Source organism: Paenibacillus sp. RC73 (genome assembly GCF_044908085.1).
Taxonomy (GTDB): Bacteria; Bacillota; Bacilli; order Paenibacillales; family Paenibacillaceae; genus Paenibacillus; species Paenibacillus terrae_A.
Genome location: NZ_JBIYCV010000003.1, coordinates 108,597 through 123,528 on the forward strand (window position 1 = coordinate 108,597; position 14,932 = coordinate 123,528).

Consider the following 14,932-nt stretch of genomic DNA (forward strand, 5'->3'; position numbering starts at 1 on the left):
GGCAGTCGAAGCTCCTGCCTCTTTACATCTTATATAATTCAATACTACTTCCGTTTTTCTGTGTAGTCAACACAAACGGAAACATAATATATGGTTTTATTTTTGTTTTTCAAATTATAAATAAAATATAATATTGTTTGTGTGGTTTTATGTGCATTAATATCCGTTTTCTACAATATATGTACCTTAATCGGAGGGGGACGCTGTTTTGTAATGTTCGAATTGTGGAATGTTCTTCAAGTGCCGCTGTCTGTATGAAAAATAGTCTTGAAACCGCCCGCCAGAGGGTGTAGTATACAAGGTATCAATTTCATATGACTCGTATAATATTGGGGATATGGCCCAAAAGTTTCTACCGGACGACCACAGTAATCGTCCGACTATGAGTGATAGCGCATCGGCTTCGGATGAATGCGGCATTTATTTGTGCGCTAATCCGTCAGGGATTACAACCCCAGGGACAGGCTTCACTTGAGAAACAACTCAAGGGAGCCTGTCCTTTTTTTGGTTTTGGCAGATTTATTCTATTTAAGAAGGAGCGATACCCGCATCATGAAAGTTTTGGAAGAACGTATTCGTCAAGAGGGACAGATTTTATCCGACACGGTATTAAAGGTAGATTCATTTTTGAATCATCAGGTAGATACAGCATTGGCGCTGGAGATTGGTAAGGAGTTCGTACGTCTTTTTGGCGGTGCTCCCATTACGAAGGTGCTTACGATTGAAGCAAGCGGCATTCAGTTTGCCATGGCTACAGCCATTGCATTGGGTGTTCCGTTCATCTATGCGAAGAAAAAGAAGGCAATCACGCTGAACGAGCAGGTTTACTTCGCTGAGGTCCACTCGTTTACACGGCAGGAAACCTATCAGGTGAGTATTTCCCAAAAATATCTCGATACCAGCGACCATGTGCTGATCGTGGATGATTTTCTGGCGACTGGCGCAGCATTGGTCGGACTTACGGATATTGTGAAGGAAGCAGGAGCGGAGCTGGCCGGGGTCGGCTGCGTGATTGAAAAGAGCTTTCAGGAAGGCCGTGGACTGCTGGAGCAAAGAGGTATTGCCGTACGTTCTCTTGCACGTATCGCTTCGATGGCACCTGGCGAGGTTCATTTTATAGAAGAAGCGGGTGCGGTGATTCCTTCCGTTAAGGAGAATGTGGGATGCTAAGCAAACAAAAGTTATTCGCGCTGGGCTTCCAGCATGTGATGGCGATGTATGCCGGAGCGATTGCCGTACCTCTGATTGTAGGGGGAGCATTGCACCTGACGCCAGCCCAAATGGCCTATCTGGTAGCTGCGGATCTGTTCACCTGTGGGATTGCCACGTTGTTGCAGATTATGGGCACACGGTTTTTCGGCAGTAGATTGCCTGTCATTCTGGGCTGTACGTTTACGGCGGTGGGTCCGATTATCGCGATTGCGTCGACCTCGAATTTGGCGACCGCGTACGGAGCCATTATTTTATCCGGTATATTCGTGGTGCTCGCGGCACCGTTGTATGGCAAGCTGCTACGCTTTTTCCCGACGGTGGTTACGGGCTCGGTGGTTACGATTATCGGCCTGTCCCTCATTCCGGTGGCGATGAATAACGTAGCAGGGGGCCAGGGCAGCGCGGATTTTGGACAGCCGCGTAATTTGCTGCTGGCGTTAGTTACTTTACTGGTTATTTTACTTGTGAATCGGTTGGCCAAGGGCTTTTTGCGCTCGATTTCTGTGCTCATCGGCCTGTTTGCGGGTACCGTGGTCGCTTATGCGATGGGGATGGTACATTTTGCTCCAGTGGCGCAAGCGTCTTGGGTGAGTGTTGCACAGCCGTTTTATTTTGGTAAGCCTGAGTTTAGCATTATGGCAGTATGTACAATGATTATCGTTAATATTGTCAGCATGGTCGAGTCTACGGGCGTTTATTTGGCAGTGGGCAAGGCGATTGACCAGAAGGTAGAGCAGAAGCAAATCGTCAATGGGCTGCGCTCTGAGGGACTTGCGATTATGCTCGGGGGTATTTTCAATGCGTTTCCTTACACGGCATTCTCGCAAAATGTAGGTCTGATCTCATTAACACGTGTCAAGTCGCGGAACGTTATTTTTGCTGCGGGTGGTATTATGGTTGTTCTTGGTCTGTTGCCCAAACTGGCTGCCTTAACGACAGTGATTCCTAATGCTGTGCTGGGAGGGGCGATGATCGTCATGTTCGGTTCGGTTGCTGCGTCGGGCATGTCTATTTTGTCAGAAGTGGACTTGCGGAAGGAAAGCAATCTGCTGATAGCGGCATGTAGCATTGCGGTGGGCCTCGGCTCTGCCGTGCTGCCCCAAATGTTTGACCAACTGCCGAGCTTTGCCAAAATGCTGCTGCAAAACGGCATCGTATCCGGCTCGATTACGGCGATTGTCTTGAATATCGTTTTAACGAAAAAACAGGGCGAGTCAGTCGAAGGCGGGACGGTGGCGGAGGTTCCGCAGAAGGTTTGATAATTAGGATTAGATAAAGACCGCCGGAGAGAGGACGTAAGCCTCTTTTTCCGGCTTTTTGGCATAGAGTTATTGATAAAACCCTCTTCCTGTATGAAGATCGGGGTTTGAGATTCTATTAGAAGAATTTGCTAGAGTGGTAGGCGAGGTCATGGTATAATCTACCTTATGGATTTTGAATAGTGGTGGATGTTTTCAGACCACGGCGCAGCTTCCCGAAAGGGGGTGAAGCCGATGGTCAACCTTGTGTCGTGCTACGATGTGTTGCGTTGGATGGTTACGTTACTAAGCCTGGTGTTTAGTATTCGTAAACTTTATCGCTGGCTACGTCGGAAATTTCGGAACAAGCGAAAACCCACCGCGTAATTAGGTTAGGCGCCTAACGGTGGGTTTAGCTAAGCATTTAGCGCGCCGTGGTGATCCACAGCCTTTCAAGTCCTAAGAGTCTTTGCCGTTGGTAGCGGCGAAGACTCTTTTTAGTATACGGACACGGTGGTTATCTCTATACCTAATTTTATCACGTCCATTGCGTACACGCAACGCAAAGCCACAGCCTTGTTTCTCGCTGTATCATTAAAATTTAAATTATTATGCGACATTTGTTGACAAGCCTGTAACAACAAAATAAGATAGTCCTAATTCGTAATATAGAGGAATAAAGGAAGAAAACAGGTGTGAACCGGACTTTCCACCTACAGGGTTTCGCTGAAATCATGTAGATGGCTGTTGTGCGTGTTCACTTAAAAGGGAAGTTCGGTAGATTCCGACACGGACCCGCCACTGTATACAGGCATCAGCAGGGAATTGCTGTAGCTTTCGGAACAGCCACTGGAACTGTGAAGAACCGGGAAGGACTGAGAGATAAGCCTGAAGTCAGGAGACCTGCCTGTTTTAACATCACTGTCAGACCCACGGGATGCTGGGGAGGTGGTTAGGCGTGCTGCATACGGGAATGTCTGAAACCGATCCGATCCCCCTTGTTTTTAGAGGGTGAAGAGGGTGAGCTTAGGCATTTTATAATGAAAGCATTTCTGACTGCTGATTAAGCGGTCGGGGATGCTTTTTTCGCGTTAGGTATGTATGAGATTACAAGATGAGGGGAGTCAATAGAATGATAAGCAATCGTAAAAAGCGTTCATGGTTTATATGTACAGGGTTGATGCTACTGCTGGCAGTTATGGCTCTTGCGGGATGCTCGACAACTAATAAGACGGCGGATAGCCCCAGCAAGGGCGAGAACACATCCACACAACAGGCTACAGCAGATAAGAAACTGGTGATGGCGTATACGTGGAAACCGTCGGGCGTTGACCCGCACGGAGACAATAGCTGGGATGTCATGCGGTCCGGCGCAGGTGAGACACTTGTCCGTTTGAATGAAAAGCTGGAACCAGTGGCTTGGCTGGCCAAGGAATGGAAGCAGGACAGTCCCACAGTTTGGACGTTCAGCTTGCAGGATAAGGTCACTTTTCATGACGGAAAGAGTATGGACGCGGAAAGTGTGAAGGCTTCCCTGCTGCGCTCCATCGAGAAAAGCCATTTGGCAAAGGATTTGCTAGACGTAAAGTCGATTGATGTAACTGGGCCGCTGTCGTTGAAAATCACGACAAACCAGCCCAATTCAGCGCTGGTGTCCAATCTGGCTGATCCATCGACGATTGTGCTGGATGTAGCGTCTATGAAGGATGAGCAGAGCTACCCTGCGATGACAGGTGCTTTTAAAATTAAAGCGTTCAACAAGGATCAGTCATTGGTCGTAGAGCGTTATGACGAATATTGGGGCGAGAAGGCACGGCTGGCTGAAGCAACGATGAAGTTCATTACGGACGGCAATTCACGCCTGTTGGCGCTGCAATCTGGCGAAGTAGATGTAGCGACTGATATTCCGGTGGATAACGCGGAGGTATTAAAAAAGAACGATAAGCTGCAAGTGCTGTCGGCTCCCTCTTTGCGCACTCATATGATCGTGTATAACATGGAGTCGCCTGTGTTCAAGGATGCCGCGAACCGCAAAGTAGTGGACAGCCTGATACCACGTGCATCCATTGTGAGTGCGATCATGAGAGGCTATGGTACGGAGGCAAGCAGCCCATTCCCGAGCATTCTCTTCTTCGGCAAGGTGGAACGTAAAGCGCTGGACGGAACGGCGGAGCAGTTGTTGACGAAGGATGGTTGGCAAAAGGATGCCCAAGGTACATGGACCAAGCAAGGCAAGCCGTTCGAGGTTACGTTGCTGACCTTCCCTCAGCGTCCAGAGCTTTCGGTCATGGCTGAGGTGATTCAGAGCCAACTGCTGAAAGAGGGCATCCAGGTGAAGATCCGCAAGGTGGAAAATATCGACGAGGCGCTAACCAAAAACGATTGGGATTTTGCCATGTACAGTATGCTGACTGCCCATACGGGGGAGCCGCAATATTTTATGGACATGTTTTATTCCTCTAAAAGCGAGGCCAATGTAAGCCGTTATGGTTCCAAACCGCTGGAGAACCTTCTTGGCAGCTTGAAGCTGGCGAAGGATACAGCACAGCGTAATGCCGTGACATTGCAAGCGCTGGATATCATTAATACCGATTTGCCGCAGTCGTTTATTGTTCACCCTGATAATGTATTTGGGGTGAAAAAAGGGGTTGAGGGCTTTACACCGCATCCGATTGAGTATTACTACATTACGGCGCAATCCGATATTGCGGAATAACGGGCTGCGTACCCTATGATTCGTTTTATTCTGGAACGTGTGGCGCAGCTTGTCATCATTGTGTTCGTTGTATCCACGCTGACGTTTGTGCTGATGAGGCTGGCTCCCGGCGACCCTGCTACCATTCTGCTCACCGCGCATAATGTGCCTGCCTCTGAGGAGGCGTTGACGGCGCTGCGGAAGGAGCTGGGCTTGAGCGAGTCGCTTCATATTCAGTATGTAAACTGGCTGCGGGATGTGTTCACAGGGCACTGGGGCACCTCCTATGTATCCAAGGAGTCGGTGCTAACCGAGCTGTGGAACAGACTGCCTGCTACCGTGGAGCTGGCCTCGGCGGGCTTTGCCGTCATGACGTTGCTGACTCTTGGGATGGGGCTGGCTGCCTCGGTAAAATCCAGCGGTTGGCTGGATCGTCTGGGAAGGCTGTTTGCACTGCTCGGATCGTCCATCCCCTCTTTTTGGCTTGGCTTTCTGCTGATTTACCTGTTCTCCGTCCGTTTGGGCTGGCTCCCGTCCATGGGTCGGGAAGATTGGACTCATTTGGTACTGCCAGCGCTGACCCTTGGGGCAGGTTTGGGGGCTGTGCAAGCCCGTGTGCTGCGTGCCCAAATGCTGGAGCTGGGTGACCGGAATTTTGTGAAGGCGGCGAAGGCCAGAGGCTTTTCCCGCACGCATATTCTGTTTTTTGAGATATTCAAGCATGCGATTTTGCCGATCATCACGCTGTTAGGCACGAATCTGTCATTTATGCTGGCGGGCAATGTCATCGTAGAGACGATTTTTTCATGGCCGGGTTTAGGCAAGTATTTTATAGATGCGATTACGCAGCGGGATTATCCAGTGATTCAGGGGTATGTTATTTTTGCTGCATTTTTAATCGTAGGTGTTCAGTGTTTGGTAGATGTGGTCCAGGCGGCTGTAGATCCAAGGTTGCGTTTGCGTTAGGGGAGGAAGTTGAAAATGAAAAACATGCGGCTGTCCTTCAAAGGGAGCTTACTGACAGGAGGAGTGCTGCTGGGCCTGATCGTGCTGCTCGGGGTACTGGCTCCATGGGTTGCTCCTCACGATCCTCTTGATGTGGACCTTCTGAACCGTTTGGCACCACCTAGTCGGAAATATCCATTTGGTACGGATCATCTGGGTCGGGATGTACTGTCACGGCTGATTTACGGCATTCGGACAAGCGTACTGATTGCCTGTGCGATTACAGCAGCCACGCTCTGCATCAGTTTGCCGATAGGCTTGCTCATTGGCTATGTGCGCGGGCGTGTGGATCAGCTAGTCATGCGGGTGATTGACGGAGTGCTTGCTTTTCCCGATATTATTTTGACGGTGGCGATTGTGGGTATCTTGGGTCCGGGCTTTGTAAACATGACCTTAGCCATTATTGCGGTACGGTGGGCCGGGTATGTTCGGTATATTCGCACCCTTGTTCAAAAAGCCTGTCAGGAGGACTATGTCCGATACGCCCGTTTATCCGGTAATTCACATGTGCGCGTACTGAGACGTTATGTATTGCCACAAGTGCTGCCACAGCTGCTTGTGTATGCGGTTTGGGACATCGGGCGAGTGGTGCTTATGGTTGCCGGACTTTCCTTTCTGGGGCTGGGCGTACAGCCGCCTAAGCCGGAATGGGGCGTGATGCTGCATGATGCGACGTCGTATTTTCAGGTGGCGCCGCATGTCATGATTTTTCCGGGCTTGGCGATTATGCTGTTTGTGCTTGCGTGCCAGCTTCTGGGAGACCGATTCTCCGAAAAGGGGGCGGCAGAATGAAGGATGGGACAGGACAGATGAAAGGAAATATGGTAGGGCGCAAGCCAATGTTGCACGTGGAACATCTGGAGATATGCCCCATAGGCACAGGAGCGGGTACACGTATTGGCGCAGCAGCAGGTGCGTACGCAGGTGGGAAGCCGGGTGCGAATGGGAAAACAATACGGAACAGCGTCAACCAACCGCTGCTCCGGGATGTCAGCTTTTCCGTGTATCCGGGGGAAATTGTGGCTCTAACCGGGCCGAGCGGATGTGGCAAGAGTCTGACCGCGCACGCAATCTCGGGCATGCTGGAGCCGGGGATCGGCGTTACGCAGGGGCATATGTACTACAACGGGGAGGACATCGTCCCGTTCGATGAACGGCGCTGGCAAAGGCTGCGCCGCGAGGACATTGCCCTGCTCATTCAACAATCGCTGAGCGGGTTGAATCCGATCCGTACCGTCCGCGCACAGCTGACGGACACGCTTAGACTGCACGGGCGGCGCTGGATGCCGCCCGACCAGAGGGGGCTGGGCAACCTACCCCGCCCTGTACAGCATCAAGCCCCCCCACAGGGCGTGCTGCCCCGGATGTGGCAGATGCTGAGACGGATTGCACAGCTGGCTGGAGGCTGCGCTACTCAAGCGCAGGAGGATTATCTGTGCTCTTTATTGAGCAAGGTCGGGTTTGCAGACCCTGAGCATATTTTGTCCTCGTACCCTTTTGAATTAAGCGGAGGGATGTGTCAAAGGGTACTGCTGGCTGCGATGCTAAGCTCCGGTCCGCGCCTTTTTATTGCCGATGAGCCTACCACGGCGCTGGATGTTATCAACCGGGACAAGGTTCTGGCGTTATTCCAACAGTTGAGAGAGGACTTGGATCTCACCATTTTGCTGATTTCTCATGATCGTCAGGGTGTGAGTCGTGTGGCGGATCGTGTACTGGAGATGGGCCCGGAAGGAAGGATGCGCGAATGATACTGGAACTAAAGCAAGTGACCAAAGCCTATCCTGTCCGCAGACGGAGAAAAGGCTGGTTCAACAAGCAAGAAAGCGGGCAGGCCGCCGTGAAGCAGGTGAGTCTGGAGCTGCAACGGGGAGAATGCCTTGGACTGGTTGGCGAAAGCGGAAGCGGCAAAAGTACGCTGGTACAATGTATCCTAAGGCTGGAATCGTTGACCTCGGGGGAGCTTTGGCTGGATCATCAGCCCATTCACACTGGAAGGATGAAGGATATCCATCTGTACAAACGAATCCAGCTGGTCGCACAGGATTCGTCTTCCTCGCTCCATCCTCGCATGATCATACGAGATATTTTGGAGGAGCCGATCCGTAACTATTTTCCCGAACGAAAAGCGCAAGCGCTGGAGATCTGCCTGTCTTTACTGGAATCGGTGGGGCTGGACGCGGAATGTCTGGAGAAATACCCATCGCAGCTAAGCGGCGGACAAAAGCAGCGGGTATGCATCGCCCGTGCGCTGGCGGTGGAGCCGGAAATCATCTTGTTCGACGAGTCCGTCGCCAATCTCGATACGGAAACGCAGGCTTCCGTACTGGACATGCTCAAGAAAGCACAGGAGGAGCGCCAGCTATCCTATCTTTTTATCACCCATGATCTTCAATCCACCCGTCCGTTTTGTGATCGGATTGCCGTCATGTATCAGGGGGAGATTGTGGAGATATTTCAGGAGTGGGATAAAGACCTGTTACAGCATGAATACACGCGTACTCTGTTTCAAACGTTGACGGAATGAGCCATACCTCTGATATTCTACAAATTTAAAATAAATATGAGCTTTCTTTGTCGAATATGTTGACAAAATAGGATGTGATACCTATTCTAAATATGATTATGATAATCATTATCACATATATAGAAAAGGGGAAATACATTGATGTCCGTTCGACACCGCAAGACTGCCACCATTATGCTGGTGGCAATCCTCTTATTATCCGTTATTTTGGGTTGCGCGAAGCAGGAGAATACACCTGCATCTACCTCAACTGACGGAGCTGCCAATGAAAAGTCGATCACACTATCGTGGCCGCGTGACATTGGTACGATGAATCCTCACGTATACAATCCTTCCCAACTTTTTGCACAATCCATGATTTATGAGCCGTTAGTCAGCTACAAGCAAGGTGGCAAGCTGGAGCCTGCTTTGGCTGAAGCCTGGACCATTTCAAAGGACGGCAAAACATATACGTTCAAGCTGCGCAAAGGCGTGAAATTTTCAGATGGAACGCTATTTAATGCGGCTATTGTCAAAAAAAACTTTGACGCTATCATGAAAAATGAGAAAACGCACAGCTGGCTTGGTATAGTAAGCGTTCTCGACAAAACTGAAGCTGTAGATGACAGCACCTTCCGCATGACGCTCAAAGAGCCGTACTATCCGGTGCTTCAGGACTTGTCCGTCGTTCGTCCGTTCCGTTTTCTGGGTGAAGCCGGGTTCCCGGATGATGGAGATACGTCCAAAGGCATCAAGAAACCGGTAGGTACCGGACCTTGGATGCTGGATGAATACAAACAAGACGAATATGCGACCTTCAAGCGTAACCCGAATTATTGGGGAACCGCACCGAAGGTGGATAAAATTATCGTAAAGATCATTCCCGATGGCGAAACACGTGTAATGGCTTTTGAGAAAGGCGATCTGGACCTGATTTACGGAGAGGGCGTCATCAGTCTGGATGCTTTCAAGCAGCTTCGCGACACGAATAATTATGTGACCAAGCTGTCCGAGCCTGTCGGTACAAGAAGCCTGTTGCTCAACTCATCCAATCCCAAGCTGGCAGACCTTCGGGTACGTCTGGCGCTCCAGCATGGCTTTAACAAGCAGGCGATGGTGGAAGGCGTGACCTCGGGGCTGGAGGAAAAAGCGGATACTGTTTTATCCAAAAACTATCCGTATACAAATGTGGACTTACAGCCCGTTGACTATGATGTGGAAAAATCCAAAGCGTTGCTGGATGAGGCTGGCTGGAAGCTGCCCGCAGGCGGCACGGTACGGGAGAAGGACGGACAACAGCTGGATTTTGAGCTGATTTTTGATAAGACCGATCCGATCCAAAAGGCGATGGCCGAAACCATTCAGGCGGAATGGGGAGAACTGGGTGTCAAGGTGAACCTGACCGGACTGGAGCTGACGGTTCAAATCAAACGCCTTAGATCCAATCAGTTTGATCTGTACTTCTGGTACAACTATGGTGCGCCTTATGATCCGCATTCCTTTATTAATGTCATTGCCAAGAAGAGCTTTGGGATTTCCGAGGTACTGAGCGCTCTTCCGATGAAGAAGGATCTGGATCAGCAAGTACACGAAGCCCTCTCATCGACAGACGAAACCAAGCGTCAGGAGCTGTATGCTTCGATTCTGAAGACTCTTCAGGAGCAATCTGCCATTGTGCCTATTTCATATATTAAGAAAACCGCAGTATATCAGAAAAAGATTACGAATTTTGTATTCCCGGCCAATCGGGATGAAAATCCGTTTGAGGGAATTGAAATCGGGAAGTAGTTGAAACCGAAGGGTAACGATAGTTTACAGGATAGGAGGACAACTCATGATCAGCTATATCGGGAAGCGAATGGTAGCGGTCATTCCTATTGTTCTCTTTGCCACCCTCGTTACCTTTGCACTCATTCATATTTCACCAGTTGATCCGGCCGAAGCCTATTTGACGGCAGCTCATATCTATCCAACTCCGGAAATTTTGGAGCAGAAAAGACATGAGTTTGGGCTGGATCAGCCTTTGCTGACGCAGTATATACAGACGCTGCAAAGAATCAGTCGGCTGGACTTTGGTACTTCATATCTGACGAACAAGCCGGTGTGGGATGAGGTGAAGGTTCGGCTGCCTGCCACCGTCGAGCTGGCGCTGAGCAGTATGGTGCTATCTATCGTGGTGAGTATCCCGCTGGGCGTACTGGCGGCGATGCGTAAAAATGGCTGGATCGACATGCTTAGTCGGGGAATTTCTTATTTTGGAGCGTCTATTCCTCAATTCTGGCTGGGATATCTGCTGATCTTCTTTTTCTCCGTGAGGCTGGATTGGCTGCCTGTAGAGGGGCGGGGGACATGGCAGCATCTGGTGTTGCCTACGTTGACTCTGTCGCTGGTTCTGATTGCTCTATATACGCGCCTGCTGCGCTCCAGTGTATTGGAGCAGCTTCAGGAAACGTATGTGCAGTATGCCAGAACCAGAGGGATTCGTGAACGGGTGATCATGCTCAAGCATGTGCTCAAAATTGCCATTGCCCCGCTGATTACGGGTATGGGCATGAATCTGGGCAAGCTGCTGACCGGAACGATTATTGTCGAGCAGGTGTTTTCATGGCCCGGGTTTGGCCGTTATTTTGTGGAAGCGATTTTTAACCGGGATATTCCCGTCATACAATGCTATGTGTTTTTGGCGGCATGCCTGTTCATCGTATGCAATTTGCTCGTTGATCTGGTGCATTTGTATATGGATCCCCGAATTTCATCGAAGGGACGAACAGAGCAGTGATGATAAGGTTGCGTACAATGCTCAAGGGTCAAAAGGTGATCGTGGTCTGCTCTGTAGTGCTTTTGATTCTTTTTATGATTATGGCGCTGGCCCCGTGGCTGGCTCCCCATGATCCGGTTAAAGTCAATTTACTGCATAAGCTGGAAGGCCCTTCGAAAGAATATTGGCTGGGAACCGATCATTTGGGTCGGGACAATCTGTCCCGGCTGCTGTATGGAGCGCGGATTTCGCTCGGTTTTGCGACATTAATTTTCTTGTCCTCGCTTAGTATCGGTGTCGTGATCGGATCGGTTGCAGGTTATTTGGGCGGCTGGGTCGATAGTGTACTGATGCGGTTTTGCGAAGGCATTATGGCGTTTCCGAATCTGGTGCTGGTGCTGGGTATTGTCGGTATTTTTGGGCCGGGTCTCATGCAGGTACTGCTCGCCTTGATGATGGTGCAGTGGGTGTATTATGCCAGAATGTGCCGCAATATGGTCGTCAGTCTGAAAGAGCGGAATTTCATAGCTGCCGCAAGGATTAGCGGGTCCTCCTCAGGAGCCATTATCCGGCGGCATATCATTCCGAATGTACTGCGGCCGATTGTGGTCATGGGTACGCTGGAAATGGGCTGGGCGATCATGGATATTTCGGCGTTGTCTTTCCTCGGTCTGGGCATCCAGCCGCCGACCCCCGAATGGGGAGCGATGATCCATGAAGGAACGGGATACATCCGCAGTCATCCGGAATTAATGATCTATCCGGGCGTCATGATTCTGGTGGTGGTAATGGCCTTCAATATATTGGGGGAGGCGCTGTCCGACCGATACGGAATTGCCAAACGTCAGTAAAACAGGAGTGAGAACAACAATGGATGACGGGGCGAAGTCGAAGGTGCTGGAGGTCAGCGGCTTGCAGGTGAAGCTCAAAACCGATGCAGGGGCGGTGTCTCTGCTGGAGCCGATCCATTTTGAGCTGAAAAAGGGACAGGTTCTTGGTCTTGTCGGCGAGAGTGGCAGCGGCAAAACGGTAACCTGTAACGCGCTGCTCCAGTTGCTGGATCGCCAGACGATGGACGTGGAAGGCAGTGTCCGTCTGAACGGGCGCGAGCTGAATGGAATGGCTTCAGAGGAGATACGGCGTATTCGGGGCAAAGACATCGCGTTTATTATGCAAAATCCAATGAGCGCCTTTACGCCGGTGTATACGATTGGGTCTCAGTTTATGGAAACGATCCGCACGCACACCGGGTTGACCACACGACAGGCCCGCGACCTTGCCATATCAGCTTTGGAAAACATGAACCTGCCCGACCCGACCAAGCTGATGAAACGTTATTCGTTTCAGTTGAGCGGGGGGATGCTGCAACGGGTCATGATTGCCATTTCTATGTGCCTGCGGCCAGCGGTAGTTATTGCAGATGAACCAACGACGGCGCTCGATGTCGTTAATCAGCTACAGGTGCTAAGAGAGCTGAATCGCTTGCGTACGGAATACGACACTTCCATTTTGCTGATCTCGCATGATCTGGGCGTCATATCCCAAATGGCGGATGAAGTGGCTGTTATGCAGCGGGGACGTATCGTTGAGCAGGCGGAGGTTCATCAGTTGTTCGATCAGCCACAGCATGATTATACGAAAATGCTGCTGCATGCCAGGCCCAAGTTGTCCCTACGGGGCGTGAATCAGGTAGGCGAGTAGTCGCCTGTGGACGGTTATACTTTCAAAAGGGGAGCGAATGCGCGTGCTACAAGTGAAGGAAGTAACTCATAGCTATGGAAGGCGCAAATGGTCGGGCCGCTCCGAACCACGCCCCCCTGTGCTGGCGGACGTTTCGCTTACCATAGAGAGCGGATTTTGCCTGGGATTGCTTGGAACCAGCGGAGCGGGTAAAAGCACGCTGGGCAAGGTCATTCTGGGGCTGGAGAAGCCACAGGAGGGCCGGGTACTGTTTCAGGGTCAGGACATTTATAATGGAAGCACACAAGCCCGCAGGGGGCTGCGACGGGATATGCAGGTCGTATTTCAGGACTGTTATTCGGCTGTAAATCCCCGGATGACCGCCGGACAGATTATCGGGGAGCCTCTGGACAATTACGAGCGGTTATCGGTGCAGGAGCAAAAGAGAACGGTTGAGCACCTGCTGGAACGAGTTGGTCTCAAGCCGGAGGATAGGAATAAACTTCCGCATCAATTCAGCGGCGGACAATTGCAGCGAATCAACATCGCCCGGGCGATTGCACTCAAACCAAAGCTAATTGTGCTGGATGAGTCCGTCAGTAGCCTGGATATGGTTCACCAGATGCACATTTTATCCCTGCTGGGAGAGCTGAAATCCTCGTTTGGATTGTCGTATCTATTCATCACACATGATATTCGGGCGGCTTACGCCGTCTGTGATGGCTTTGCTGTGATGGAGAAGGGGAGATTGATCGAGCGCTGTGACGAGAAGGACCAGATTTTTGAATCCGCTCATCCGGCTGTGCAACGGTTGATCTCGTCCATATTGCCGGAACATCCAGCAGACCGTCTTTCACTCCATGAATGAGAGTTGACCCGCAAGGGTCCTTTTTTTTGTGCAACATATGGATAAGTAATCGAAATCAAATTTACCTGTTGTATTATTTGAATAACTCGTTATAATATAAAATCATAGTAAATTACTTGGATTAAGAAGGGGTATCACATATGAAGAAATCTGCTTTTGTTGCAGCGATTGGCCTATCTCTCGTGCTATTGACGGGAGCCTTGAGTGGGTGTTCCTCGAAGGAAGCAGCATCGGGGGATAAGGTTATTTATGTGGGCACACAAAATGACTACCCGCCGTTCGCTTTTACGAATGATAAAAATGAGCTGACCGGATACGATGTAGAAGTGGTCAAGGAGATCGACAAGAAGCTGGACGGCTACAAGTTTGAGTTTGTACCTTCCGGCTGGGACGGAATTTTCCTGGCGCTGGAATCGAACAAGATTCAGGTCGTAGCAGATGAAGTCGCCAAAAATCCTGAGCGTGAGCAAAAATATTTGTTCTCGGATGAATCCTACTTTCAGGCACAATCCGTCATTGTTGTGAAAAAAGGCAGAACGGATATACACTCTCTCAAGGATTTGGAAGGCAAGAAGGTAGCTGCATCAGTAGGCGATTCCTACACACAATTGCTGGAACAATATAATGCGAAGAATGGGAATAAAATTATTTTGAAATACAATGATACAGGCACTTCGTCCGATAACCTTCAAGACGTGCAAAATGGCCGGGTGGACGCTTATGTGAATGATCCAGTCATGACGGCTGCTACGATCAAGAAGGAAGGTTTGCAGGTCGAAGCGATAGGTGATCCTGTGCAAACGGATGATATCAATCTGGTGTTCAAAAAGGATAAGCAGAGCGAAGAGCTGAAAGCTAAAATCGACCCGATTATTAAAGAGCTTAAAACGGACGGAACGCTGAAAAAGCTGTCTGAACAATGGACAGGCGGGGAATATATCCCGCAGTAACAACAATGTAATGGGTAAAG

At 50.2% G+C, this 14,932-nt stretch carries 13 protein-coding genes and 2 riboswitches; all 13 genes read left to right on the forward strand.

The genetic code is table 11. The features are described from left to right. The first annotated feature begins 299 nt into the window (after window positions 1–299). Window positions 300–403: riboswitch (purine riboswitch) on the forward strand. A gap of 149 nt (window positions 404–552) precedes the next feature. Next, a complete protein-coding gene (locus ABH897_RS07410) occupies window positions 553–1,170 on the forward strand; it encodes a xanthine phosphoribosyltransferase (RefSeq protein WP_404520553.1) in 618 nt (205 codons plus the stop codon). Then, a complete protein-coding gene (locus tag ABH897_RS07415) occupies window positions 1,164–2,471 on the forward strand; it encodes a nucleobase:cation symporter-2 family protein (protein WP_404520551.1) in 1,308 nt (435 codons plus the stop codon). Before ABH897_RS07410 ends, ABH897_RS07415 begins: the two co-directional genes overlap by 7 nt. A 706-nt stretch (window positions 2,472–3,177) precedes the next feature. After that, a riboswitch (cobalamin riboswitch) is annotated at window positions 3,178–3,375 on the forward strand. Between the two features lie 207 nt (window positions 3,376–3,582). Next, the gene (locus ABH897_RS07420) at window positions 3,583–5,166 is read left to right on the forward strand and encodes an ABC transporter substrate-binding protein (protein WP_404520549.1); all 1,584 of its coding nucleotides are present in this window, start codon (window positions 3,583–3,585) and stop codon (window positions 5,164–5,166) included. A gap of 15 nt (window positions 5,167–5,181) precedes the next feature. Beyond that, window positions 5,182–6,111, forward strand: coding sequence for a nickel ABC transporter permease (gene nikB, locus ABH897_RS07425; RefSeq protein WP_404520547.1), 930 nt, complete (start codon window positions 5,182–5,184; stop codon window positions 6,109–6,111). A 15-nt stretch (window positions 6,112–6,126) separates the two neighbouring features. Then, complete coding sequence (gene nikC / locus ABH897_RS07430; RefSeq protein WP_283653874.1) at window positions 6,127–6,942, forward strand: nickel transporter permease; 816 nt, start codon at window positions 6,127–6,129, stop codon at window positions 6,940–6,942. Next, the gene (locus tag ABH897_RS07435) at window positions 6,939–7,901 is read left to right on the forward strand and encodes an ATP-binding cassette domain-containing protein (RefSeq protein ID WP_404520545.1); all 963 of its coding nucleotides are present in this window, start codon (window positions 6,939–6,941) and stop codon (window positions 7,899–7,901) included. Before nikC (ABH897_RS07430) ends, ABH897_RS07435 begins: the two co-directional genes overlap by 4 nt. Continuing rightward, complete coding sequence (locus ABH897_RS07440) at window positions 7,898–8,677, forward strand: ABC transporter ATP-binding protein (protein WP_283653872.1); 780 nt, start codon at window positions 7,898–7,900, stop codon at window positions 8,675–8,677. Before ABH897_RS07435 ends, ABH897_RS07440 begins: the two co-directional genes overlap by 4 nt. A 141-nt stretch (window positions 8,678–8,818) precedes the next feature. Then, entirely contained in the window at window positions 8,819–10,444 is a 1,626-nt protein-coding gene (gene nikA / locus ABH897_RS07445) for a nickel ABC transporter substrate-binding protein (protein WP_283653871.1), read from the forward strand. Between the two features lie 46 nt (window positions 10,445–10,490). Further along, entirely contained in the window at window positions 10,491–11,435 is a 945-nt protein-coding gene (nikB, locus tag ABH897_RS07450) for a nickel ABC transporter permease subunit NikB (RefSeq protein ID WP_283653870.1), read from the forward strand. Then, window positions 11,435–12,265, forward strand: coding sequence for a nickel ABC transporter permease subunit NikC (nikC, locus tag ABH897_RS07455; RefSeq protein ID WP_283656350.1), 831 nt, complete (start codon window positions 11,435–11,437; stop codon window positions 12,263–12,265). The genes nikB (ABH897_RS07450) and nikC (ABH897_RS07455) overlap by 1 nt, the downstream gene beginning before the upstream one ends. 19 nt (window positions 12,266–12,284) lie before the next feature. After that, a complete protein-coding gene (gene nikD, locus ABH897_RS07460; RefSeq protein WP_283653869.1) occupies window positions 12,285–13,115 on the forward strand; it encodes a nickel import ATP-binding protein NikD in 831 nt (276 codons plus the stop codon). A 37-nt stretch (window positions 13,116–13,152) separates the two neighbouring features. Next, on the forward strand, window positions 13,153–13,962 hold the full coding sequence (gene nikE, locus ABH897_RS07465; RefSeq protein ID WP_283653868.1) for a nickel import ATP-binding protein NikE: 810 nt from the start codon (window positions 13,153–13,155) through the stop codon (window positions 13,960–13,962). A 140-nt stretch (window positions 13,963–14,102) separates the two neighbouring features. Further along, the gene (locus ABH897_RS07470; RefSeq protein ID WP_283653867.1) at window positions 14,103–14,912 is read left to right on the forward strand and encodes a transporter substrate-binding domain-containing protein; all 810 of its coding nucleotides are present in this window, start codon (window positions 14,103–14,105) and stop codon (window positions 14,910–14,912) included. Window positions 14,913–14,932 lie beyond the last annotated feature (20 nt).